Consider the following 23,859-nt stretch of genomic DNA (forward strand, 5'->3'; position numbering starts at 1 on the left):
CGTGAAATTAATTTTTTGTATACAAGAAATCAATTCTGGCCTGGATCCTGCAATACCGTTTCACGCAGTGATTATTCTTCCCATGTTGTTAGAGGAGCAGGTTTCATGCCAAATCAGTCTGAAGTGACCTCTGGGGTCAACGCCCATTACAGTCCACGTCTGTGCAATGAGGATCTGGCGCCCACCCGCGACCAGAACTGGTCGTGGTACAACATCTTTTCTTTCTGGATGTCCGATGTGCATAGCATGGGCGGTTACGTGGTGGCTGCCAGCTTCTTTACTCTGGGCCTGGCCAGTTGGCAGGTGCTGTTGTGCCTGCTGGTCGGCATTTGTATTGTGCAGTTGTGCGCGAATCTGGTGGCAAAACCCAGCCAGATGGCAGGTGTGCCTTACGCGGTGATTTCGCGTCAGGCGTTTGGTGTGTTTGGAGCCAATATCCCGGCGGTGATTCGCGGCTTGATCGCCTTCGCCTGGTACGGGATTCAGACCTATCTGGCGGCCAATGCGCTGATGCTGGTGCTGCTGAAGTTCTTCCCTTCCCTGAGCGGCATGACGCAAAGCAGCTGGCTCGGTTTGTCACAACTCGGCTGGTGCTGTTTCGGTGTGATGTGGTTCCTGCAGGCTATGGTGTTCTGGCATGGCATGAGCGCGATTAAACGCTTTATTGATGTGGCGGGTCCGGCCGTGTACGTGGTGATGGTGGCATTAGCCGGTTGGATTGTATACAAAACCGGTTTTGACGGTATCTCCTTCACGTTGGCCAGCAAGCAACTGAGTACCGGTGAGCAAACCTGGCAGATGATCACCGCCACCGCGCTGGTGGTCTCGTACTTCTCGGGTCCGTTGCTCAACTTTGGTGACTTCTCCCGCTACGGTAAAAGCATGGGCGAGATCCGCCGGGGTAACCGCTGGGGCCTGCCGTTCAACTTCCTGCTGTTCTCGATTGTGACGGTGGTGATCGTCTCGGGTACGCAGTCCCTGTTTGGCCGCATGATTACCGATCCGATTGAGACGGTAAGTATGGTCGGTAACGATGTTGCGGTGGCGATTGGTTTGCTGACGATGATTATTGCGACCATCGGCATCAATATCGTGGCGAACTTTGTGTCACCGGCATTTGACTTCTCGAACTGTTCACCACAGAAGATTAGCTTCCGCACCGGTGGCATGATTGCTGCGGTGGGCTCTGTGCTGTTGACCCCGTGGAACCTGTTCCAGTCACCTGAATTGATTCACTACACGCTGGATGTACTGGGCTCATTCATCGGCCCATTGTTTGGCATCCTGATTGCGGATTTTTACCTGATTAAACGCAGCAAGGTGTATGTAGATGATCTGTTCGATGACACGCCTAAAGGTCGTTACTGGTATCGCGGTGGCTTTAACCCGAAAGCGATTGCAGCTTTGTTGCCGTCAGTGGGTATCTGTCTGGTGATCAGCTTTATCCCTTCGCTGCATGCAGTGGCGAATTTTAGCTGGTTTATCGGCGTGGCACTGGGTGCGGGCTGTTATCGTTATCTGGCGCGTGCCGATCGTGAAGTCTCAGTGGCGGCCTATCGTCAGGAAGTGGCGGTGCAGAAAGATTGATAAGGTGGTCGCCATGAATGGCGACCCTACGTCCCCAAGAGACGTCAGGTGTTTCGAACGGGTTGAGAAAAGCAAAAAGCCGATGCATTTCTGCATCGGCTTCTTTAATGATTGGCGGAACGGACGGGGCTCGAACCCGCGACCCCCTGCGTGACAGGCAGGTATTCTAACCAACTGAACTACCGCTCCGCGCTTTGTTCCCCGTCGAGAACGAGGCGGATATTAATGGTCGCCTCATCACCCGTCAACGATTTTTCTGCCAGAAAAGTTCGTTTGTTGTTTTTTTCATCTTAACGCCGCTTTTCCACGCAAAATCATCTGCTTCAGGCACGCCACAGGCAGCTTCCGCCCTTTTTCAGTACTAAGTCGAGGCGACTCTCGTGTGCGACAATTTCTTCATCGCTCGCACTCACCACACGTAAGCCCGAACTGGGGCGCGCAATCCGTTGAATATTGTCACCTGAGCTTTGACTGCTTTGCTCCCCTTCGACGGAAAATGCCAGCGACGTTTGCCCACCGGTCATCATCAGGAACACTTCAGCCAAAATCTCGGCATCGAGTAATGCGCCGTGCAGCGTACGCTTGCTGTTGTCGATTTCGTAGCGATTACACAACGCATCAAGACTGTTACGCTTGCCCGGGTACATCTTACGTGCCATCGCCAGACTATCGGTGACCTGACAGAAGGTATCCGTTTTACCGATACCCCGGTTCAGCATGCCAAATTCGTAATCCATAAAGCCGATATCGAACGAGGCGTTGTGGATCACCAGTTCCGCCCCCTGGATATACGCCAGGAACTCATCGGCAATGTCGGCGAACATCGGTTTATCCGCGAGAAATTCATCCGCAATACCATGTACACCAAACGCTTCCGGATCCACCAGCCGATCGGGCTTGAGATACATGTGGAAGTTGTTACCGGTCAGGCGGCGGTTGATCACTTCAACAGCACCGATTTCGATGATGCGATGCCCCTCATAGTGCACACCGATCATGTTCATGCCGGTGGTTTCAGTATCGAGGACGATCTGGCGGTTATTTGCAGTGCTCATAGGACTCGTTTTATGTCAGACTTGGCGTTTTGTCAGAAGGAAGTCTACCAGAGATGCGCAAACAGGTAGAAATATTCACCGATGGATCCTGCCTCGGCAATCCGGGCCCTGGCGGCTTCGGCGCGATTTTACGCTATGGTGCCCATGAAAAAGAGTTCAGCACCGGCTATCGCCTCACCACCAACAACCGTATGGAAATGATGGCAGCGATTGTGGCTCTGGAAGCGCTGACGCAATCCTGTGAAGTGGTGCTCAGCACCGATAGTCAGTATGTGCGTCAGGGCATCACCAGTTGGATCCATAACTGGAAAAAACGTGGCTGGAAAACTGCCGATAAAAAACCGGTTAAAAATGTCGATCTCTGGAAGCGGCTGGATTTGGCACTCAGTAACCATGAAATCAAATGGGAGTGGGTCAAAGGCCACGCGGGCCATCCTGAAAACGAACGCTGTGACGAATTAGCCCGCAAAGCAGCCGGTAACCCAACGCTGGATGACATCGGCTATCAGGTTGAATCCTGATCCTTCACTTCACGAAACTGGCGCGTGGCGTTGACCGTTTGTCGCAGTTGCGCTTTGTTCAGGCTTTTCTTCATTTTGGTGGGCGTTAACGGGAAAGTCCTTTTACGCGCCACCACAATATTCAAACAGCCGAGCGCTGGCAGGTGCGCACTGATCACCTTACCCCCCTGATGATGCCATGGCACCACCTGAAAACGGGTGCGATACACCACTTCGTAGTTGAGTAAGCTCAGCCAGTCGAGCAGCCGCGTCTGGCTGAACATGCGTCCGCTCCAGGGCGCGCGCGAATGCAGGCCGGGTATGGCTTTGCTGACGCCCAGCAGACTGAACGGGTTGAAGCCGCTGATAATCATCCAACCATCATCAATCAACACGCGATCCACCTCACGCAAGACACGGTGGGGATCCTGGCTCCAGGCTAGCGTATGCGCCATTAAACAGGCATCAATCGATTTCGCTTCAAAGGGTAACTGTGTGGTATTAGCAATAACCTGCAGGTCATCGCCCTCAATGCCCACATTCACCTGATGTGATATGGCACACTGGCTGGTATTGATTTCGGCGCTGAGGCTGCCAAGCTTAAGCATATGAAAGCCATACACCTTTCCAAGATATGGCTGTAATTGCTGGCTGAGCGCATCGCGGAAGTAGTCTCCCCAAGGCATATCGCGCCAGGAGCGTGGTGCAGTCAGAACTTGGCGTGTTTTAGCTGGCTTCATGCTCTACCATCATCCTTTTTCTACGACCTGAGAGGTGTTTATGAATCTTACCAGTATTCCCGCATTGCAGGATAACTACATCTGGACACTGACGGACGATGACAAAAATTGTCTGATTGTCGATCCTGGCGAGGCCCAACCGGTACTGGACAAACTCAGGGTAAACCACTGGAATCCGGTGGCCGTTTTGCTCACCCACCACCATCACGACCATGTTGGCGGTGTCGCAGATTTATTGCAGCACTATCCCGATTTGGCGGTTTTCGGGCCAGAAGAAACCGCAGATAAAGAGGCAAAACAGATTGTCGCCGAAGGTGATGAATTTACGCTGCTGGGGCTAAATTTCCGTGTCATCGCAACACCCGGACACACTTTAGGACATATCTCATATTTCAGTTCACCTTATCTTTTTTGTGGTGACACGATGTTTTCAGGCGGCTGCGGGCGACTCTTTGAAGGCAGCGCTGAGCAAATGTTTGAGTCATTTCAGAAGCTTAATCAGCTCCCCGCTGATACCCTGGTTTGCTGTGCACATGAGTACACTTTATCCAATATGAAGTTTGCTGCGGCTATTCTGCCTCATGACCCGAAAATTTTGGCAAGGTATCAGCAAATTAAGGACTTACGTGCAGAAAATCGCATTACTTTACCCACAAAACTGGCACTTGAGCGGGAAATAAATTTATTTTTGCGCACGCAAGATGCTGATTTGCAAAAGGCTTTAGGGACTAATGTGACATCCGCTCCCTTATGGCAAACATTTGCCGATCTACGCGAGAAGAAAGACCGTTTTTGATATTTCTGGTTGTGTTGTGTGGACCCCTAACGTATAGTTGCTCGTCTTTTAAGCGAACTATTGACACACACATGAAGGCTAAAGCGATATTACTCGCCTCGGTCTTGCTGGTAGGATGTCAGGCATCAAGGAATGACGCCAATATCCCCGTACAGCATGCACAGAGCCTGTCTTCAGCTGGTCAAGGTGAAAATGGAAAGTACGGAGATCGATTGTTGTCGCCGCGATGGCAGGATGATGGAACAAGCCTCGCAGAAGATACTGATCTCTGGAATCACATTAGTGACGAGTTGAAGATGGGGATTCCGGAAAACCCCCGGATCCGCGAACAAAAAACAAAGTTTTTAAGAAATAAGAGCTATCTCCACGATGTAACATTACGGGCAGAGCCGTACATGTACTGGATTGTCGAGCAGATACAGAAACGTAAAATGCCGATGGAACTGGTACTGCTACCCATAGTGGAGAGCGCTTTTGACCCACATGCAACATCTTCTGCGAATGCCGCTGGCATCTGGCAGATTGTTGCACAAACGGGCAAAAACTATGGTTTGAAACAGAACCAATGGTACGACGGACGCCGCGATGTGGTGGCCTCGACCAAGGTTGCGCTGGATATGATGCAGCGTCTGAACGGCATGTTTGACGGTGACTGGTTGTTAACAGTTGCTGCTTATAACAGCGGTGAAGGACGTGTGCTGAAAGCGATTAAACAGAATAAGGCGCGCGGCAAGCCGACTGACTTCTGGCACTTATCGCTCCCCCGCGAGACCACGGTCTACGTACCTAAGATGTTGGCCTTGAGTGATATCCTCAAGAACAACAAGCGTTACGGTATCAAATTGCCGACCCCGAACGAGAGCCGAGCATTGGCGCGCGTGGAAGTGGGACAGCAAATTGAACTGACGCAGGCCGCCGATATGGCCGGATTGTCGCTCAGCAAGTTGAAGAGCTTCAACGCCGGATATAAAAACGGCACCACTGCGCCAAATGGACCGCACTACATTATGGTGCCGAAGTCCAACGTTGCTCAGCTTCGCAATTCACTGGCATCCGGTGATATTGCTTCCGTGCAGCCTACCGAGATGGCGAAAGTCAGCGCGGCAGGAAACAGCTATACGGTACGTAAAGGCGACACCTTGTCGGCAATTGCTAACAAGCTCGGCGTAAGCGTCAGTGCACTGAAACAGCAGAACAATCTGCGCAGCGCTTCAGTTCGTATCGGTCAGACTCTGACCGTAGGCGGCAAAGCAACGCAGTTGGCAGATAACGGCAACAGCATCACCTACCGTGTACGTAAGGGTGATTCTTTTGCCAGTATTGCAAAACGTCATGGCGTGAATACCCAAGACGTGATGCGCTGGAACAGTGACGCTAAAGACATTCAGCCGGGCGACAAGCTCACGCTGTTTGTTAAGAATAGCGCAACACCTGATACTTAATGCGCCGAAAAGGCTGACTTTTGTCAGCCTTTTTCATTTTCTGCGTCAGGATTATCCCATCAAACTTGTTCTTCACCGCCAGGTGCGGCATCAGCGCCCGATATGATGAGTGGAGTTAAATTCCACAAGAAGCGGATTGTGGTCCGAGGCCCGTGTCACCAGTACCGAGGCTTCACTGACTTTCATATCTCGGTAGAAGACAAAGTCTAACGGACGGCCAAACGCTTTACGGCGGTGGTCGTCCGTGAAGTTCACTTCATGCAATGTCATCTCTTCAGCGAAGCGATAAAGCGCATTCATACGCTGGCGGCTCCACGCGTTGAAATCACCAGCCATGATGACCGGCCCACGATGATGCTGGATCTGTTCGCCGATGGGTCCGAGCTGTTTGCTGTAAACATCCACGCCAAGGCTAAAATTCACCGCATGAATGTTCACCACCATCAGCATTTCCCCGGTCGGTAATGGATATGCGGTGACTAACGCCGATTTTGCCAAACGCAGTAAAGGTTCGCGCTCTCGCAGTGGACAGCAATACACAGGGTGCGCAGAAGCCAGCGTCATGACGCCAGAAGGATGTTGAGGTAAGACGAAGGCGGGGACCTGATCGGCCGCCAGATAGTTACTGGTGGCGAATTTGACCAACTCAGGCGTCGTCTGCGCTTCTTGCAGTAAGACCAGGTGTGCATCTTTACCAAAACCTTGCAGCACTGACATCCAGTCTGCCCGCTGCTGCTTAAAGATGTTCCACACTAAAACTCGCAACGCCGGATCCGCAGGTAATGGCGCACCGGGCGGCAGTGCCTGCCCCAGATGCAACATCGCCCCTGGCGGAAATATCCGCTCAGCAGGCTGACCCGCCACGTAACGCATTGCATAAGTTTTCTTTCGCACTTTCCCGCCTGGCTGATTGACGACTACGACTTCACCTGACAGTTATAGGGACTTTGACGCGGGGTTTCAATTGGTGTTGTTGATTGTCGCTATGCGTTTCACAGCATGGAGAGACCACAACCCGCCAGATAGCGGGTTGTGGTGCGTGTTATTGCGTTGCTAATTCCATCCGAGGTTTATCGAGTTGACCACTCAGTCGAACCAGTAGGAGCGCTGCAAACACGATGACCGCGCCAACCCAGGGCGTCTGTGCCAAACCATAATGCTCAACGATATGACCTCCCACTAAAGACCCCAGCGCGATACCGATGTTAAAGGCCGCGATATTCAGCCCTGAAGCCACATCCACCGCGCCAGGTGCATAGTGCTCCGCCTTTTGCACCACATACACTTGCAGACCTGGCACGTTGGCAAAGGCAAAAATTCCCATCACCAAAACCGTCGCCAGCGCCAGATAGTGCATGCTCGCCGTGAACTGGAACACCAGTAGCAACGCCGCAAGTGCAGTAAAAATCAGCGTCAAGGCATGTACTGCCCCACGGCGATCGGCCAGTTTACCGCCCCAGATATTGCCGATAGCCACTGAAATCCCATACCCCAACAAAATCATACTTACCGCTGAAGGAGAGAATCCAGCCAATGACTGCATCATGGGTGCCAGGAAAGTAAAAGCGGTAAACACACCGCCATAGCCCAGTGCCGTAATCGCGTAAATCAACAGCAGGCGAGGGTTCAGCATCACGCGTGCTTGTTGCGACAATGTGGTTACCGGAGGCTGGGCAATGTTACGCGGTATGAGCACCATGCTGCTGACCAAGGCGATCACGCCCAGTAGCGAAACCGCGAGGAAGCTTTCACGCCAGCCAAAATGCTGTCCAATTAACGTGCCTAATGGCACACCTGTCACCAGCGCCACGGTAAGACCACCAAACATAATCGCGATGGCGCTGGCCGCTTTCTCTTTGCTGACCAGGCTGGTCGCAATCGTCGAGCCTACAGAGAAGAAGACACCGTGGGCTAAACCCGTTAACAACCGAGCAATGATCAACGTCTCATAGTTTGGTGCCAGCCATGCGACCAGATTGCCTATCGTAAAGAGCGCCATCAGGCCCATCAGTAGTTGTTTACGCGGCAGTTTACCCGTTAAGGCCGTTAGCACCGGTGCCCCCACTGCCACACCGAGTGCATAGATAGAGACCAGCATTCCCGCTGAGGGCAGCGTAATGCTAAGTTGTTCAGCAATCGTCGGAATCAGTCCGACGATGACAAATTCAGTGGTTCCGATAGCGAAGGCGCTGATGGTCAGCGCCCAGAGTGCAAGTGGCATGATTGACTCCCAATAATGTTTTGATGGGCGCCATTATCGACTCGTGCTTTAATGACAAAAAGGTGCAAAGTAACAATAGACTTTTGCTGTGGAGAGCATAATGAAGGCATCGTCGGATGAACTTAAGGTGTTTATTGCCGTTGTCGAAAGTGGCAGTTTCAGCCGTGCTGCAGAGCAATTACAGATGGCGAATTCGGCAGTCAGTCGTACGGTAAAAAAGCTGGAGAGTAAACTGGGGGTTGCCTTGCTGACGCGCACAACACGTCAGCTGGCACTCACGCATGAAGGAGAACATTACTTCCGACGCGTACAAAAACTGATGCAGGAGATGTCGACAGCAGAAAATGAGTTAGTGGAACGCCAGCTGGCACCGCAAGGCGTCTTACGCATTGATGCTGCTACGCCGGTCATCCTGCATTTGATCCTTCCGATGATTAAGCCGTTTCGCGAACGCTATCCAGACGTCACGCTATCGCTTATCTCCTCGGAGAGTTTTATCAATCTGATTGAGCGCAAAGTGGACGTGGCGATCCGCGCCGGTAATCTGACAGATTCAACGTTACGCGCGCGCTTGCTGTTTATCAGCTATCGCAAACTGGTCGCTACCCCGGCTTACTTAGCAAAATACGGGATCCCCCACTCCACCGCCGATCTGGCTCATCATGAATGTCTCGGGTTTGTCGAACCATTACGTTTGAACCGTTGGCCACTCTCAGACAACGGCCGTGATCTTTATGATATTGAGCCGGGAATGTCATCGAACAGCGGTGAAACAATCAAACAACTGTGTCTGGATGATCAGGGTATCGCTTGCCTGTCGGATTATATGGTAGACAGTGAAATTGCTGACGGGACATTTATAGAAGTGTTAGCGGAACGGCGAGTGCCAGTCGAGATGCCTTTTAATGCGGTCTACTACAGCGACCTGGGCGTCAGTCAGCGCGTGCGTGCATTTATCGACTTTCTTAGCGAGTGGGTCAAGCAACAGCCCTGGCGAATCCAGGGCTGAATGTTGAGGGAATCAATCCCAGTCTGGAGCCAGTCCCTCTGGGCTAACCAAACGCTGCTGGCGATCCAGTGCCGAAATGCGCGCCATATCATCAGCATCCAGAGACAAGTCAGACGATTTCATATTGCTGGCCAAATTTTCTCGCTTTGTTGAAGAAGGAATGACCGCATAGCCTGATTGCATCGCCCAGGCGAGCACAATCTGTGCCGATGTAGCCTGATGCTTATTGGCAATGTCCTGGATAGTGGCATCCTTCAACGCTTCCCCGTATGCCAGCGTCATATAAGACGTGATATGCAATCCTTGCTGCTTCGCGAACGCAACCACTTCTCTGTTCTGTAAGAATGGATGCAGTTCAATCTGGTTGGTAGCGATGTTCTCAATACCTACCGTTGCAATGGCTTCTTTCATCAGCGCAATCGGGAAGTTTGAAATGCCAATCTGGCGTGTCAAACCCGCTTCTTTAGCCGCCATCAATGCCTGCATGCTCTCTTTGACCGAGACTGCAGCGCCAGGCGAAGGCCAGTGAATCAGCGTAAGATCAACATAATCGGTTTGTAGATTAGCCAGGCTCTGCTGAAGACTGGGTATGAGTTTGTCTGCTGACAGATTTTCGATCCAAATCTTCGTCGTGATAAAGAGCTCAGCACGATCAATAGCGCTTTCTGCGATAGCCTGACCAACAGCAGCCTCATTTTCATAGATTTGAGCCGTGTCGATCGCACGATATCCCAGTTCCAACGCGGTCTTAACCGAATGGATTACTACATCATCTTGCAGGCGGAAGGTGCCTAAACCAAAGGCAGGAATAGTCATAATGTCCTCATCGTAGAATGTAATGTTTCGATGGGATGCATTGTGGCAGTTTTACTATTGCTGAAAAATCCGCTTATAAGCACAAGAATATTGCATTTCCGTCAACAATAGGGCGGGAATTTTGGACATGAAAAAGCCCTGACTTATTAAGTCAGGGCTTATCAATTAAGTGGCGGAACGGACGGGGCTCGAACCCGCGACCCCCTGCGTGACAGGCAGGTATTCTAACCAACTGAACTACCGCTCCACCGATACTGTACTGAAGTCAGAAAAACGTTCTGATTTCAGGTGTTTCGCCCTTTCAGTGTCAATTGAAAGGTCACGACCCGATAACGAGTCTTAAATTAATGCCTGGCAGTTCCCTACTCTCGCATGGGGAGACCCCACACTACCATCGGCGCTACGGCGTTTCACTTCTGAGTTCGGCATGGGGTCAGGTGGGACCACCGCGCTAAAGCCGCCAGGCAAATCTTGGTGTTCTGTCCTGTGTCTTTTGCACTGCTGCTGCGTTGGCTGCGTTCGCGCTGCTCAGTCACATACTCATGTATGCTCCTTCACATCGTCTCGCTTGCCGCCTTGCTTCAGCGCAAAATCCTTCGGACTCATGTCCGCAGAACAAAACTAAATCTAAAATCCGGTGAATCAAGCTGAAAATCTACTTTGCGTCTCTTCAAAAACGCCTCTGGCGTTGTAAGGTTAAGCCTCACGGGTCATTAGTACCGGTTAGCTCAATGCATCGCTGCACTTACACATCCGGCCTATCAACGTCGTCGTCTTCAACGTCCCTTCAGGAGCATCAAGTGCTCAGGGAGAACTCATCTTGGGGCAAGTTTCGTGCTTAGATGCTTTCAGCACTTATCTTTTCCGCACTTAGCTACCGGGCAATGCCATTGGCATGACAACCCGAACACCAGTGGTGCGTTCACTCCGGTCCTCTCGTACTAGGAGCAACCCCCCTCAATTCTCCAGCGCCCACGGCAGATAGGGACCGAACTGTCTCACGACGTTCTAAACCCAGCTCGCGTACCACTTTAAACGGCGAACAGCCGTACCCTTGGGACCTACTTCAGCCCCAGGATGTGATGAGCCGACATCGAGGTGCCAAACACCGCCGTCGATATGAACTCTTGGGCGGTATCAGCCTGTTATCCCCGGAGTACCTTTTATCCGTTGAGCGATGGCCCTTCCATTCAGAACCACCGGATCACTATGACCTGCTTTCGCACCTGCTCGAGCCGTCACTCTCGCAGTCAAGCTGGCTTATGCCATTGCACTAACCTCCTGATGTCCGACCAGGATTAGCCAACCTTCGTGCTCCTCCGTTACTCTTTGGGAGGAGACCGCCCCAGTCAAACTACCCACCAGACACTGTCCGCAACCCGGATTACGGGTCTACGTTAGAACATCAAACATTAAAGGGTGGTATTTCAAGGATGGCTCCACGCAGACTGGCGTCCACGCTTCAAAGCCTCCCACCTATCCTACACATCAAGGCTCAATGTTCAGTGTCAAGCTATAGTAAAGGTTCACGGGGTCTTTCCGTCTTGCCGCGGGTACACTGCATCTTCACAGCGATTTCAATTTCACTGAGTCTCGGGTGGAGACAGCCTGGCCATCATTACGCCATTCGTGCAGGTCGGAACTTACCCGACAAGGAATTTCGCTACCTTAGGACCGTTATAGTTACGGCCGCCGTTTACCGGGGCTTCGATCAAGAGCTTCTCCTTGCGGATAACCCCATCAATTAACCTTCCGGCACCGGGCAGGCGTCACACCGTATACGTCCACTTTCGTGTTTGCACAGTGCTGTGTTTTTAATAAACAGTTGCAGCCAGCTGGTATCTTCGACTGCCTTCAGCTCCGTCCGCGAGGGACTTCACCTACCGACAGCGTGCCTTCTCCCGAAGTTACGGCACCATTTTGCCTAGTTCCTTCACCCGAGTTCTCTCAAGCGCCTTGGTATTCTCTACCTGACCACCTGTGTCGGTTTGGGGTACGATTTCGTGTTACCTGGAGCTTAGAGGCTTTTCCTGGAAGCAGGGCATCAGTTACTTCATCACCGTAGTGACTCGTCATCACACCTCAGCGTTAAAAGAGTTCCGGATTTACCTAAAACTCCCGCCTACATGCTTAAACCGGGACAACCGTCGCCCGGATAACCTAGCCTTCTCCGTCCCCCCTTCGCAGTAACACCAAGTGCAGGAATATTAACCTGCTTCCCATCGACTACGCTTTTCAGCCTCGCCTTAGGGGTCGACTCACCCTGCTCCGATTAACGTTGAACAGGAACCCTTGGTCTTCCGGCGAGCGGGCTTTTCACCCGCTTTATCGTTACTTATGTCAGCATTCGCACTTCTGATACCTCCAGCAACCCTCACAGGCCACCTTCAACGGCTTACAGAACGCTCCCCTACCCAACAACGCCTAAGCGTCGCTGCCGCAGCTTCGGTGCATGGTTTAGCCCCGTTACATCTTCCGCGCAGGCCGACTCGACCAGTGAGCTATTACGCTTTCTTTAAATGATGGCTGCTTCTAAGCCAACATCCTGGCTGTCTGTGCCTTCCCACATCGTTTCCCACTTAACCATGACTTTGGGACCTTAGCTGGCGGTCTGGGTTGTTTCCCTCTTCACGACGGACGTTAGCACCCGCCGTGTGTCTCCCGTGATAACATTCTTCGGTATTCGCAGTTTGCATCGGGTTGGTAAGCCGGGATGGCCCCCTAGCCGAAACAGTGCTCTACCCCCGAAGATGAGTTCACGAGGCGCTACCTAAATAGCTTTCGGGGAGAACCAGCTATCTCCCGGTTTGATTGGCCTTTCACCCCCAGCCACAAGTCATCCGCTAATTTTTCAACATTAGTCGGTTCGGTCCTCCAGTTAGTGTTACCCAACCTTCAACCTGCCCATGGCTAGATCACCGGGTTTCGGGTCTATACCCTGCAACTTAACGCCCAGTTAAGACTCGGTTTCCCTGCGGCTCCCCTATACGGTTAACCTTGCTACAGAATATAAGTCGCTGACCCATTATACAAAAGGTACGCAGTCACCTAACAAGTAGGCTCCCACTGCTTGTACGTACACGGTTTCAGGTTCTGTTTCACTCCCCTCGCCGGGGTTCTTTTCGCCTTTCCCTCACGGTACTGGTTCACTATCGGTCAGTCAGGAGTATTTAGCCTTGGAGGATGGTCCCCCCATATTCAGACAGGATACCACGTGTCCCGCCCTACTCTTCGAACTCACAGAAGGTGTGCTTTTGTGTACGGGAGTATCACCCTGTACCCTGCGACTTTCCAGACGCTTCCACTAACACACCAGCTGATTCAGGTTCTGGGCTGCTCCCCGTTCGCTCGCCGCTACTGGGGGAATCTCGGTTGATTTCTTTTCCTCTGGGTACTTAGATGTTTCAGTTCCCCAGGTTCGCCTCGTAACACTATGTATTCATGTTACGATGATGCACAGAGTGCACCGGGTTTCCCCATTCGGACATCGTCGGCTGTAGCGGTTCATATCACCTTACCGACGCTTTACGCAGATTAGCACGTCCTTCATCGCCTCTGACTGCCAGGGCATCCACCGTGTACGCTTAGTCGCTTAACCTCACAACCCACAGGCGTTTTACAACGCATGCAAGCTGCAAGCATTTGAGAGACTCGAACATGTCATCATTCATTTCTTATTACGGAGAAATGAACCGACACGTCGTTTCAATTTTCAGCTTGTTCCGGATTGTTAAAGAGCAATATCTCAAACTCGACGTTACCGTCAGTTTTGAGATATTTCGTGGAGACACCTTTCACCTGTCACCAAGCAAGTGGCGTCCCCTAGGGGATTCGAACCCCTGTTGCCGCCGTGAAAGGGCGGAGTCCTAACCGCTAGACGAAGGGGACACATACATGTCACGACTTCGCAGCCGTCTTGCTCATTACTTTTCTATCAGACAATCTGTGTGAGCACTGCGCGGGAAGGTATCTTCAGGTAAGGAGGTGATCCAACCGCAGGTTCCCCTACGGTTACCTTGTTACGACTTCACCCCAGTCATGAATCACAAAGTGGTAAGCGCCCTCCCGAAGGTTAAGCTACCTACTTCTTTTGCAACCCACTCCCATGGTGTGACGGGCGGTGTGTACAAGGCCCGGGAACGTATTCACCGTAGCATTCTGATCTACGATTACTAGCGATTCCGACTTCATGGAGTCGAGTTGCAGACTCCAATCCGGACTACGACGCACTTTATGAGGTCCGCTTGCTCTCGCGAGGTCGCTTCTCTTTGTATGCGCCATTGTAGCACGTGTGTAGCCCTACTCGTAAGGGCCATGATGACTTGACGTCATCCCCACCTTCCTCCAGTTTATCACTGGCAGTCTCCTTTGAGTTCCCGGCCGAACCGCTGGCAACAAAGGATAAGGGTTGCGCTCGTTGCGGGACTTAACCCAACATTTCACAACACGAGCTGACGACAGCCATGCAGCACCTGTCTCAGAGTTCCCGAAGGCACCAAAGCATCTCTGCTAAGTTCTCTGGATGTCAAGAGTAGGTAAGGTTCTTCGCGTTGCATCGAATTAAACCACATGCTCCACCGCTTGTGCGGGCCCCCGTCAATTCATTTGAGTTTTAACCTTGCGGCCGTACTCCCCAGGCGGTCGACTTAACGCGTTAGCTCCGGAAGCCACTCCTCAAGGGAACAACCTCCAAGTCGACATCGTTTACGGCGTGGACTACCAGGGTATCTAATCCTGTTTGCTCCCCACGCTTTCGCACCTGAGCGTCAGTCTCTGTCCAGGGGGCCGCCTTCGCCACCGGTATTCCTCCAGATCTCTACGCATTTCACCGCTACACCTGGAATTCTACCCCCCTCTACAAGACTCTAGCCTGCCAGTTTCGAATGCAGTTCCCAGGTTAAGCCCGGGGATTTCACATCCGACTTGACAGACCGCCTGCGTGCGCTTTACGCCCAGTAATTCCGATTAACGCTTGCACCCTCCGTATTACCGCGGCTGCTGGCACGGAGTTAGCCGGTGCTTCTTCTGCGGGTAACGTCAATCGATGAAGCTATTAACTTCACCGCCTTCCTCCCCGCTGAAAGTACTTTACAACCCGAAGGCCTTCTTCATACACGCGGCATGGCTGCATCAGGCTTGCGCCCATTGTGCAATATTCCCCACTGCTGCCTCCCGTAGGAGTCTGGACCGTGTCTCAGTTCCAGTGTGGCTGGTCATCCTCTCAGACCAGCTAGGGATCGTCGCCTAGGTGAGCCATTACCCCACCTACTAGCTAATCCCACCTGGGCACATCCGATGGTGTGAGGCCCGAAGGTCCCCCACTTTGGTCCGAAGACGTTATGCGGTATTAGCTACCGTTTCCAGTAGTTATCCCCCTCCATCGGGCAGTTTCCCAGGCATTACTCACCCGTCCGCCACTCGTCACCCGAGAGCAAGCTCTCTGTGCTACCGTTCGACTTGCATGTGTTAGGCCTGCCGCCAGCGTTCAATCTGAGCCATGATCAAACTCTTCAATTTAAAGCTTGATTTGCTGCAACAAGTGCAGCGATGCTCATCTGTAAAACGTCATAATGAATTTCATTATGTGTTCACTCGTGAGACTTGATATTTTTTACGTCCGGAGACGTTGATATCAATCCTGCGAGTGCCCACACAGATTGTCTGATAAATTGTTAAAGAGCGGTGCAATCAGCGCCTTAAGCTGCTGTTGCGAGGTGGCGTATATTACGCTTTCCTCCTTCAGAGTCAAACACTTTTTTCAGCGTTTTTCATCTGGCGGGGTGAATCACTTCACTCCCTGCTGAGCCGTCTGCGTTGCCGCTTTGCCGTCTCAGTGGTGGCGCATTATAGGCAGACTCTGAGGAAGCGCAAGCGTAAATTTCAACTTTTTTACTGTTCGATTAAGTTTTGTGCAAAAGGCCCGTTTTTAGGCCTTTTTCAGTCGTCCAGGTAACTCTGCCAGACTATTAAGCACCCAATCGGCCGCAGCCTCACCTTCGGCAGTTACCGGTTTTCCGCTGCGCACCAGCACTTTTGTACCCACACCCGCCGCCTGCGCAGCCTGCATATCTTCTATTTTGTCACCTACCATATAAGAAGCAGCCATATCGATGTTCAGATGCTTCTGTGCAGACAGCAGCATGCCGGGTTGCGGCTTACGACAATCACACGCCTGGCGATACTCTTCTACTTTTGCATCGGGGAGATGCGGACAGAAATAGATACCGTCGAGATCGACATCGCGATCCGCCAGCGACCAATCCATCCATTCGGTGAGCTGCATAAACTGGTCTTCAGTAAACATGCCGCGCGCAATACCAGATTGGTTGGTCACCAGCACCAATGCGTAACCCATCTTTTTAAGCGCCTGTAACGCTTCAATGGTGCCATCAATAAATTCAAAATTATCGATTTCATGGACATAGCCGTGATCGACATTCAGGGTGCCATCACGATCAAGGAAAATAGCCGGGACTTTGTTCGTCACGTAGAAACTCCTGCTGCAAATAGTGCCGCTCAGTATCGCATGATTGCGTATAGCGAGAGAATGGCAGATTGAATGACTTCGATTGATTTAGCCGTCTGGATGCCTTAACATCCATCCAAATTTCACGCTGCACAACAGCATGAAACCCGATACACCACGGACAACGCAACACGATAACTATTAAACTAATGATTAAACTCGAAAATATTACCAAAGTGTTCCAGCAAGGTTCACGCACTATTCAGGCGCTGTCAAACGTCAGCCTGCATGTGCCTGCTGGGCAGATTTATGGCGTCATCGGTTCTTCCGGTGCCGGTAAAAGCACGCTCATTCGCTGCGTTAACTTATTAGAACGTCCAACTTCTGGCCGCGTATTGGTTGATGGCCAAGAGTTAACCGCCCTCTCCTCCGGGCAACTCACGCTGGCTCGCCGCCAAATTGGCATGATCTTCCAGCATTTTAATCTCATGAACTCACGTACTGTATCTGGCAACGTCGCACTCCCGCTTGAGTTGGGCAATCTGTCACGTGACCAGATTAAAAAACGTGTGACTGAGCTGTTAGAGTTAGTTGGACTGGCGGATAAACACGACAGCTGGCCAGCCAATCTCTCTGGCGGTCAAAAGCAGCGTGTCGCCATTGCGCGTGCACTGGCAAGTAACCCGAAAGTTCTGCTGTGTGACGAAGCCACCAGTGCACTGGACCCGGCCACCACGCGTTCAATCCTCGAACTGCTGAAAGACATCAACCGCCGTCTTGGTATTACCATTCTGTTGATCACGCACGAAATGGACGTGGTAAAACGCATCTGCGATCAGGTTGCGGTAATCAGTAATGGTGAGTTGATTGAGAAAGACAGCGTCAGCGAAGTGTTCTCGCACCCTAAAACTCCGCTGGCTCAGCAATTCATTCAGTCCACGCTCCATCTGGATATCCCGGACGATTATCAGCAGCGTATGACACCACAAGCCACCGCCGAGAGTGTGCCTCTGCTGCGCCTGGAATTCACCGGCAAATCGGTAGATGCGCCGCTGCTTTCTGAAGCCGCTCGCCGTTTTAATGTGAATAACAACATCATCAGTGCCCAAATGGATTACGCCGGTGGCGTGAAGTTCGGCATCATGCTGGCCGAAATGGATGGCAGTGAAACAGATACACAGGCAGCGATCGCCTGGCTGCAAGAAAATCATGTGAAAGTAGAGGTACTGGGTTATGTCTGAAGCGATGATGTGGTTACTGACGCGTGGCGTCTGGGAAACGCTGATGATGACCTTTGTCTCCGGTTTCTTTGGTTTTGTTCTTGGCCTGCCAGTAGGCGTGTTGCTGTACGTTACGCGCCCAGGACAGATTCTGGCGAATGGTGCGCTTTATCGCGTGTTGTCTGCGCTGGTGAATATCTTCCGCTCAATTCCCTTCATTATTCTGCTGGTATGGATGATTCCGTTCACGCGCGCCATTGTGGGCACCTCGATTGGTCTACAGGCCGCCATTGTGCCACTGACGGTCGGCGCGGCTCCCTTTATTGCACGTATGGTTGAGAACGCCTTGCTGGAGCTGCCTACCGGTTTGATTGAAGCCTCACGCGCCATGGGCGCCACCCCGCTGCAAATCGTGCGTAAGGTGTTGCTGCCGGAAGCCCTGCCGGGTCTGGTGAATGCCGCTACAATTACCCTGATTACGCTGGTCGGCTATTCCGCCATGGGCGGTGCCGTGGGTGCTGGCGGTCTGGGTCAGATTGGTTATCAGTACGGTTACATTGGCTATAACGCCACCGTGATGAATACCGTACTGATTTTACTGGTTGTTCTGGTGTACTTAATTCAGTTCTGTGGCGACCGCATTGTACGTGCTGTGTCCCATAAATAAGCAAACAACATCAATAGTCCTCTATTAAGGAAAGGATATGTCTTTCACATTTAAAAAGATTGCCGCTGTGGGTGCTCTGATTGGCGCAATTGCGCTGGCAGGATGCGATCAGAAAGCTAAAGATCCAAACCACATCAAAGTGGGTGTGATTGTCGGTGCTGAGCAGCAGGTTGCAGAAACCGCTGTTAAAGTTGCCAAAGAGAAATATGGCCTGGATGTCGAACTCGTGACGTTCAACGACTATGTGCTGCCAAACGAAGCACTGAGCAAAGGCGATATTGATGTTAATGCCTTCCAGCACAAACCGTACCTGGACCAGCAGATCAAAGATCGTGGTTATAAGCTGGTTCCAGTCGGCAACACCTTTGTTTACCCGATTGCTGGCTACTCGAAAAAAATCAAATCTCTGGATGAACTGCAAAACGGTGCGCAGATTGCTATCCCTAACGATCCAACCAACCTTGGTCGTTCTCTGCTGCTGCTGCAGAAAGTGGGCCTGATCAAACTGAAGGATGGCGTTGGCCTGCTGCCAACCTCACTGGATATCGTTGAGAACCCGAAAAACCTGAAGATTGTTGAGCTGGAAGCGCCGCAGCTGCCACGTTCACTGGACGACCAACAAATCGCCCTGGCCGTGATCAATACCACCTACGCTAGCCAGATTGGCCTGACGCCAGCGAAAGATGGCATCTTTGTGGAAGATAAAGATTCTCCATACGTCAACCTGATCGTCAGCCGTGAAGATAATAAAGATGCGGAGAACGTGAAGAAATTTGTTCAGGCTTATCAGTCTGATGAAGTTTCAGAAGCCGCGAATAAAATCTTCAACGGCGGTGCAGTGAAAGGCTGGTAATTTTCTCCTTTCATGCCATGCAGGGCGGCTTCGGCCGCCCTTTCTTTTTGCTGACTTGTTATTTAATCCGGTCCTTGATTCAATAACGCCACTTTTTATTTATGAGGATGTTGATATGCGTTTTTTACCGCTCTGCTTGTTGGCATTAATGCTAACAGGGTGTGTACGTGAATATCACCCGATAAGCAGCGCCCCAGTTCGTCCACAGGCGTCATCCAGCGAACCTGAACGCAAACCCACTCCACGCCCTGCGCCGGTGAAAATTTATACCGACGCTACCGATCTGGTCAGCAACCCGTTCCGCGATCTGGGTGAAGTTTCCGCTGATGATTGCCAGAGCAGCAGCCAGGATTCGCCACCCAACATCAACACCGCGCGCAAGCGTCTGCAGATCAAAGCGGCGAACATGAAAGCCAATGCGGTATTGCTGCACAAGTGCGAAATCGTCACCAGCACGCCGGGCTGCTATCGCCAGGCGATTTGCCAAGGCTCTGCACTGAAAGTTTCCAATCAATGAGTGATTTTGCCTTTGCGCAAATCGGCGTTATTCGTTCGCCGTGGAAAGAGAAATTTGCCGTGCCACGCCAGCCCGGCTTAGTGCAGGATGGTAGCGGCGAATTGCACTTGCTGCCGCCCTATAATCAGCCGGAGGCGGTGCGCGGGCTTGAAGACTTTAGTCACCTCTGGGTGCTGTTTGTCTTCCACCAAACCATGGAAGGTGGCTGGCGTCCAACCGTGCGCCCACCTCGCTTAGGCGGCAACGCCCGCATGGGAGTATTTGCCACGCGCTCAACGTTTCGCCCCAATCCCATCGGCATGTCGCTGGTCGAGTTAAAAGGCATCCGGTGTGAAAAGCAGCAGGTGATTTTGCAGCTTGGCAGTCTGGACTTAGTTGATGGCACACCCGTAGTGGATATCAAACCCTACTTGCCATTTGCTGAAGCCCTTCCCGATGCACGCGCAGGATTTGCCCAAAGCGCTCCGGATGCGAACATGCCGGTGCGCTTCTCCGCGTTAGCGCAAAGCCAAATCCAGCAGCAGAAAAAGCACCCACAGCTGGCGCGATTTATTGCTGAAGTATTGGCGCAAGATCCCCGCCCTGCCTATCGAAAAGGTGAAGCGGAAGATCGTGAGTATGCCGCCTGGCTACTCGACTTTAATGTGCGTTGGCGTATTGATGAGGCCGGCACCGAAGTGATCGCCCTCGATCCGCGCTAAAACAAGCTTTTGAGTGATTGGTCTCGCTGGTACACTAGCCGCCAGAAAAATTTTTGTCAGTGTCCTTCCGTACAACTGGAATCGTAATCAATGCGTACTACTCAATATCTGCTCTCTACTCAGAAAGAGACGCCTTCCGATGCGGAAGTGATCAGCCACCAGCTGATGCTGCGCGCCGGGATGATCCGTAAACTCGCTTCTGGCCTTTACACCTGGTTGCCGACCGGTGTCCGCGTCTTGCGAAAAGTTGAAAACATCGTACGCGAAGAGATGAACAATGCGGGCGCGATTGAGATCTCGATGCCGGTGGTTCAGCCTGCCGATTTGTGGGAAGAGAGCGGTCGTTGGGAGCAGTACGGCCCGGAACTGCTGCGCATTAAAGATCGCCACGACCGTCCATTCGTATTGGGTCCAACCCATGAAGAAGTAGTGACCGATCTGATCCGCAACGAGCTGAGCTCCTACAAACAGCTGCCGCTGAACCTGTATCAGATCCAGACCAAATTCCGTGATGAAGTTCGCCCGCGCTTTGGTGTGATGCGCTCGCGCGAGTTCATCATGAAAGATGCGTATTCGTTCCATACCTCGCAGGAATCGCTGCAGGAAACCTATGACGCGATGTACCGCGCATACAGCCAGAGCTTCAGCCGTATGGGTCTGGATTTCCGTGCGGTTCAGGCTGACACCGGCTCCATTGGCGGTAGCGGCTCTCACGAATTCCAGGTTCTGGCACAGAGCGGTGAAGATGATGTGATCTTCTCGAGCGAGTCCGATTATGCTGCCAACATTGAAAAAGCAGAAGCGGTTGCGCCAGCAGGCGATCGTCCAGCTGCTACGCAGGAACTGACGCAGTTCGCGACGCCAAATGCCAAGACCATTGCAGAGCTGGTTGAGCAGCATCAGATCCCGGTTGAAAAAACCGTGAAGACGCTGATTGTCAAAGCAACTGAAGAGAGTGGCCATTCGCTGGTTGCGCTGTTGGTGCGCGGCGATCATGAACTTAATGAGATCAAAGCAGAACATCTGGATATCGTTGCCTCTCCACTTGAAATGGGCAGCGAAGAAGCCATTCGTGCCGCAATCGGTGCCGGTTTCGGTTCTCTCGGCCCTGTTGGCCTGAACATGCCCGTGATTGCTGACCGCACCGTGGCCAAAATGAGCGACTTCTCAGCGGGCGCTAACATTGATGGTCAGCACTTTGCCGGCATCAACTGGGTCCGTGATTTACCAGAAGCACGCGTGGAAGATATTCGTAACGTGGTGGAAGGCGATCCAAGCCCAGATGGCAAAGGCACGCTGCAGATCAAACGCGGTATCGAAGTTGGTCACATCTTCCAGTTGGGTACCAAGTACTCAGATGCGATGAAAGCGGCAGTACAAGGTGAAGATGGCCGTAACCAGATTATGACCATGGGTTGCTATGGTATCGGCATCACCCGTGTTGTGGCGGCAGCCATTGAGCAGAACCATGACGAGCGCGGTATCATCTGGCCAGCCGCACTGGCACCGTTCGAAGTCGCGATTCTGCCAATGAACATGCACAAATCTTTCCGCGTGAAAGAACTGGCGGAAGAGCTGTACAACGAACTGCGTGCTAAAGGCATCGATGTGATTCTGGACGATCGCAAAGAGCGCCCTGGCGTGATGTTCGCTGATATGGAACTGATTGGCGTGCCGCACACCATCGTGATTGGCGATCGTAACCTTGATAATCAAGAGATCGAGTACAAATCGCGTTCAGCCAGCGAGAAGCAGATGATTAAGCAACACGACATCGTCAACTTCCTGGCAACAGCCCTGAATAAGTAACAGTGAGCGCCTCCTTTGGGAGGCGTTTTTTATTGCACCTTCCCACGCATCGCCTTCACATTACTGCGTCGTGTTTTACTCTCCAGCCTGCGCTCTTTTGATGCGCGTGTCGGACGCGTTGCCCGCCGAGCCTTTTCAACCGTAGTAAGTTCACGAATCAGATTGATTAACCGCTGCAGGGCCGCCTCGCGGTTCATTTCCTGGCTGCGGTATTCCTGTGCTTTGATAATCACCACGCCTTCTGCAGTGATCAAATGGTGGCTTGCCGCAAGGAGTCTCTCCTTGTAAAACGGCGGCAACGACGATGCGTGAATGTCGAAACGTAGATGAATGGCGGTGGATGTTTTATTCACATGCTGGCCGCCCGCGCCCTGTGCGCGGATGGCACTGAGCTCGACTTCATTATCGGCAAGTGAAACCGTTCGAAACAGCACGATCATCTGTCACCTGCCGTTAGGTACGACGTTGTGTCGTGTAATAAGCTATTCATCAACTTAACCTTTTGTGCGCCGTCTAAATGCTTAAGACCAGCGCTATCTGTCACTTTTACACTTTTCTTTGCAAACATCCCGCGCCCCCCTGGCTGATTTCCATGAAAATCCTGTGATATAGTCGCGTATCAACCAGAGTATTTAAGCTCTGCTGAGGAGGTGTATGTGCAAAAGTATTGTGAGTTAGTTCGCCAGAAGTATGCCGAAATTGGTAGTGGCGACCTGGGGTATGTGCCAGACGCGATAGGTTGCGCGCTAAACGCACTCAACGATATTGCCGCTAATTCTGCGCTAAACTCTTCTGTCAGGGAACAAGCAGCTTACGCTGCTGCAAACTTATTGGTGAGCGACTATGTTGACGAATGAAGCCTACAAACCCATCAACTGCGATGACTACGATAGCCTCGAACTCGCCTGCACCAAACACTGGACGCTGTCTTTGGAGTTAAAAAGCGGCGATCAGCTCAAGGCGAAAGCCGTGGACATGGTCTCACGTAAAAACGTGGAGTACCTGACAGTCGATCTTTCCGGTGAAATCCGCGAACTTCGGCTGGATCACATCGCCAGCTTTAGCCATCCCGAACTGGGCACCGTCATCGTCAGCGAAGACGAATAGTCCCCTGCATCTGGGCGGGAGCCCTTCCCGCCCTCCTCATTTAAGGCTTTAACGACCCATAGTAAGCCGCCAAATCTTCCATATCCTGATCGCTCAGTCCCGCAACAAAAGCTTTCATCACTTCGGCCTGTCCGCCACTGCGCTCGCCCTTTTTATAGGCTTGCAACGAATGCAGTAGATAGGGCGCATGTTGTCCCGCGAGATTAGGATACAGTGGCACCGCACTTTTCCCTTCCGCGCCATGGCACGCCAGACAAGTGGCCGCTTTCTGCGCCCCCGCATTCACATCGCCGTCGGCAAAAACCGGCAACGCAGCAGCCAGCAACGCGGTTGCCATCCAGTATTTCATCATT

At 52.1% G+C, this 23,859-nt stretch carries 20 protein-coding genes, 3 tRNA genes, 3 rRNA genes and 1 pseudogene; 13 read left to right on the forward strand and 14 right to left on the reverse strand.

Annotated features, from left to right (window positions below):
• Positions 1-105 precede the first annotated feature (105 nt).
• Positions 106-1,587 carry an NCS1 family nucleobase:cation symporter-1 gene (locus LK04_RS14755; protein WP_039337054.1) on the forward strand — a complete coding sequence of 494 codons (1,482 nt, stop codon included), beginning with the start codon at positions 106-108 and terminating at the stop codon, positions 1,585-1,587.
• Positions 1,588-1,699: 112 nt separating this feature from the next.
• Here the strand turns inward: LK04_RS14755 and LK04_RS14760 are convergent.
• Both LK04_RS14760 and dnaQ read right to left on the reverse strand, forming a co-directional pair.
• A tRNA-Asp gene (locus LK04_RS14760) sits at positions 1,700-1,776 on the reverse strand.
• Positions 1,777-1,910: 134 nt separating this feature from the next.
• Positions 1,911-2,642: a DNA polymerase III subunit epsilon gene (gene dnaQ / locus LK04_RS14765; protein WP_039337052.1), complete on the reverse strand. Its 732-nt coding sequence runs from the start codon at positions 2,640-2,642 to the stop codon at positions 1,911-1,913.
• Between dnaQ and rnhA the strand changes: the two are divergent.
• Positions 2,596-3,163: pseudogene (rnhA, locus tag LK04_RS14770) on the forward strand (ribonuclease HI). The gene dnaQ and the pseudogene rnhA overlap by 47 nt on opposite strands.
• Here the strand turns inward: rnhA and LK04_RS14775 are convergent.
• Positions 3,148-3,882, reverse strand: coding sequence for a class I SAM-dependent methyltransferase (locus LK04_RS14775; protein WP_039337049.1), 735 nt, complete (start codon positions 3,880-3,882; stop codon positions 3,148-3,150). The pseudogene rnhA and the gene LK04_RS14775 overlap by 16 nt on opposite strands.
• A gap of 40 nt (positions 3,883-3,922) precedes the next feature.
• Here LK04_RS14775 and gloB point away from each other — a divergent pair, with 40 nt between their 5' ends.
• Complete coding sequence (gene gloB / locus LK04_RS14780; RefSeq protein WP_039337047.1) at positions 3,923-4,678, forward strand: hydroxyacylglutathione hydrolase; 756 nt, start codon at positions 3,923-3,925, stop codon at positions 4,676-4,678.
• A 71-nt stretch (positions 4,679-4,749) separates the two neighbouring features.
• Positions 4,750-6,120, forward strand: a complete 1,371-nt coding sequence (gene mltD / locus LK04_RS14785; protein WP_039337045.1) for a murein transglycosylase D — start codon at positions 4,750-4,752, stop codon at positions 6,118-6,120.
• A gap of 90 nt (positions 6,121-6,210) precedes the next feature.
• Here the strand turns inward: mltD and LK04_RS14790 are convergent, their stop codons facing one another.
• Positions 6,211-7,014, reverse strand: a complete 804-nt coding sequence (locus tag LK04_RS14790; RefSeq protein WP_039337043.1) for an endonuclease/exonuclease/phosphatase family protein — start codon at positions 7,012-7,014, stop codon at positions 6,211-6,213.
• Between the two features lie 148 nt (positions 7,015-7,162).
• The gene (locus LK04_RS14795; RefSeq protein WP_039337041.1) at positions 7,163-8,341 is read right to left on the reverse strand and encodes an MFS transporter; all 1,179 of its coding nucleotides are present in this window, start codon (positions 8,339-8,341) and stop codon (positions 7,163-7,165) included.
• A 100-nt stretch (positions 8,342-8,441) separates the two neighbouring features.
• Here LK04_RS14795 and yafC point away from each other — a divergent pair, with 100 nt between their 5' ends.
• Positions 8,442-9,350 (forward strand): DNA-binding transcriptional regulator YafC, encoded by a 909-nt coding sequence (gene yafC, locus LK04_RS14800; protein ID WP_039337039.1) that lies wholly within the window; start codon positions 8,442-8,444, stop codon positions 9,348-9,350.
• A gap of 12 nt (positions 9,351-9,362) precedes the next feature.
• Here yafC and dkgB read toward each other — a convergent pair whose 3' ends face one another.
• The 7 genes from dkgB to gmhB all read right to left on the reverse strand — a co-directional run bounded on the left by dkgB (position 9,363) and on the right by gmhB (position 16,653).
• A complete protein-coding gene (dkgB, locus tag LK04_RS14805) occupies positions 9,363-10,166 on the reverse strand; it encodes a 2,5-didehydrogluconate reductase DkgB (RefSeq protein ID WP_039337036.1) in 804 nt (267 codons plus the stop codon).
• A 170-nt stretch (positions 10,167-10,336) separates the two neighbouring features.
• Positions 10,337-10,413: transfer RNA gene (locus tag LK04_RS14810), tRNA-Asp, on the reverse strand.
• Positions 10,414-10,515: 102 nt separating this feature from the next.
• Positions 10,516-10,631: ribosomal RNA gene (gene rrf / locus LK04_RS14815) — 5S ribosomal RNA — on the reverse strand.
• A gap of 227 nt (positions 10,632-10,858) precedes the next feature.
• Positions 10,859-13,764, reverse strand: a 23S ribosomal RNA gene (locus LK04_RS14820).
• A gap of 215 nt (positions 13,765-13,979) precedes the next feature.
• A tRNA-Glu gene (locus LK04_RS14825) sits at positions 13,980-14,054 on the reverse strand.
• 89 nt (positions 14,055-14,143) lie between these two features.
• Positions 14,144-15,683 (reverse strand): 16S ribosomal RNA (locus LK04_RS14830).
• Together the 16S, 23S and 5S rRNA genes with 2 tRNA genes alongside form the textbook arrangement of a ribosomal RNA operon.
• 409 nt (positions 15,684-16,092) lie before the next feature.
• On the reverse strand, positions 16,093-16,653 hold the full coding sequence (gene gmhB / locus LK04_RS14835; RefSeq protein ID WP_039331167.1) for a D-glycero-beta-D-manno-heptose 1,7-bisphosphate 7-phosphatase: 561 nt from the start codon (positions 16,651-16,653) through the stop codon (positions 16,093-16,095).
• 188 nt (positions 16,654-16,841) lie between these two features.
• On the opposite strand from gmhB, the gene metN reads away from it, so the two are divergent.
• The 6 genes from metN (at position 16,842) to proS (ending at position 22,399) form a co-directional block, all read left to right on the forward strand.
• Positions 16,842-17,873 (forward strand): methionine ABC transporter ATP-binding protein MetN, encoded by a 1,032-nt coding sequence (gene metN, locus LK04_RS14840; RefSeq protein ID WP_039331169.1) that lies wholly within the window; start codon positions 16,842-16,844, stop codon positions 17,871-17,873.
• Positions 17,866-18,519, forward strand: a complete 654-nt coding sequence (locus LK04_RS14845) for a methionine ABC transporter permease MetI (protein ID WP_039331171.1) — start codon at positions 17,866-17,868, stop codon at positions 18,517-18,519. The genes metN and LK04_RS14845 overlap by 8 nt, the downstream gene beginning before the upstream one ends.
• A 37-nt stretch (positions 18,520-18,556) precedes the next feature.
• Complete coding sequence (locus LK04_RS14850; RefSeq protein ID WP_039331173.1) at positions 18,557-19,372, forward strand: MetQ/NlpA family lipoprotein; 816 nt, start codon at positions 18,557-18,559, stop codon at positions 19,370-19,372.
• A gap of 115 nt (positions 19,373-19,487) precedes the next feature.
• Positions 19,488-19,889, forward strand: coding sequence for an Rcs stress response system protein RcsF (gene rcsF / locus LK04_RS14855; RefSeq protein ID WP_039331175.1), 402 nt, complete (start codon positions 19,488-19,490; stop codon positions 19,887-19,889).
• Positions 19,886-20,590, forward strand: a complete 705-nt coding sequence (gene tsaA / locus LK04_RS14860; protein ID WP_039331177.1) for a tRNA (N6-threonylcarbamoyladenosine(37)-N6)-methyltransferase TrmO — start codon at positions 19,886-19,888, stop codon at positions 20,588-20,590. Before rcsF ends, tsaA begins: the two co-directional genes overlap by 4 nt.
• Before the next feature lie 90 nt (positions 20,591-20,680).
• Positions 20,681-22,399, forward strand: coding sequence for a proline--tRNA ligase (proS, locus tag LK04_RS14865; protein ID WP_039331180.1), 1,719 nt, complete (start codon positions 20,681-20,683; stop codon positions 22,397-22,399).
• Positions 22,400-22,428: 29 nt separating this feature from the next.
• Here the strand turns inward: proS and arfB are convergent, their stop codons facing one another.
• The gene (arfB, locus tag LK04_RS14870; RefSeq protein ID WP_039331182.1) at positions 22,429-22,839 is read right to left on the reverse strand and encodes an alternative ribosome rescue aminoacyl-tRNA hydrolase ArfB; all 411 of its coding nucleotides are present in this window, start codon (positions 22,837-22,839) and stop codon (positions 22,429-22,431) included.
• Positions 22,840-23,055: 216 nt separating this feature from the next.
• On the opposite strand from arfB, the gene LK04_RS14875 reads away from it, so the two are divergent.
• Both LK04_RS14875 and rof read left to right on the forward strand, forming a co-directional pair.
• Positions 23,056-23,256, forward strand: a complete 201-nt coding sequence (locus LK04_RS14875; protein WP_013507964.1) for a YaeP family protein — start codon at positions 23,056-23,058, stop codon at positions 23,254-23,256.
• A complete protein-coding gene (gene rof, locus LK04_RS14880; RefSeq protein ID WP_039331186.1) occupies positions 23,243-23,506 on the forward strand; it encodes a Rho-binding antiterminator in 264 nt (87 codons plus the stop codon). The genes LK04_RS14875 and rof overlap by 14 nt, the downstream gene beginning before the upstream one ends.
• 40 nt (positions 23,507-23,546) lie before the next feature.
• On the opposite strand, the gene LK04_RS14885 is transcribed toward rof, so the two are convergent.
• The gene (locus LK04_RS14885; protein ID WP_039331188.1) at positions 23,547-23,855 is read right to left on the reverse strand and encodes a c-type cytochrome; all 309 of its coding nucleotides are present in this window, start codon (positions 23,853-23,855) and stop codon (positions 23,547-23,549) included.
• Positions 23,856-23,859: the final 4 nt, after the last annotated feature.

The sequence above is a fragment of the Pantoea vagans genome, assembly GCF_001506165.1.
Lineage (GTDB): Bacteria > Pseudomonadota > Gammaproteobacteria > Enterobacterales > Enterobacteriaceae > Pantoea > Pantoea vagans_C.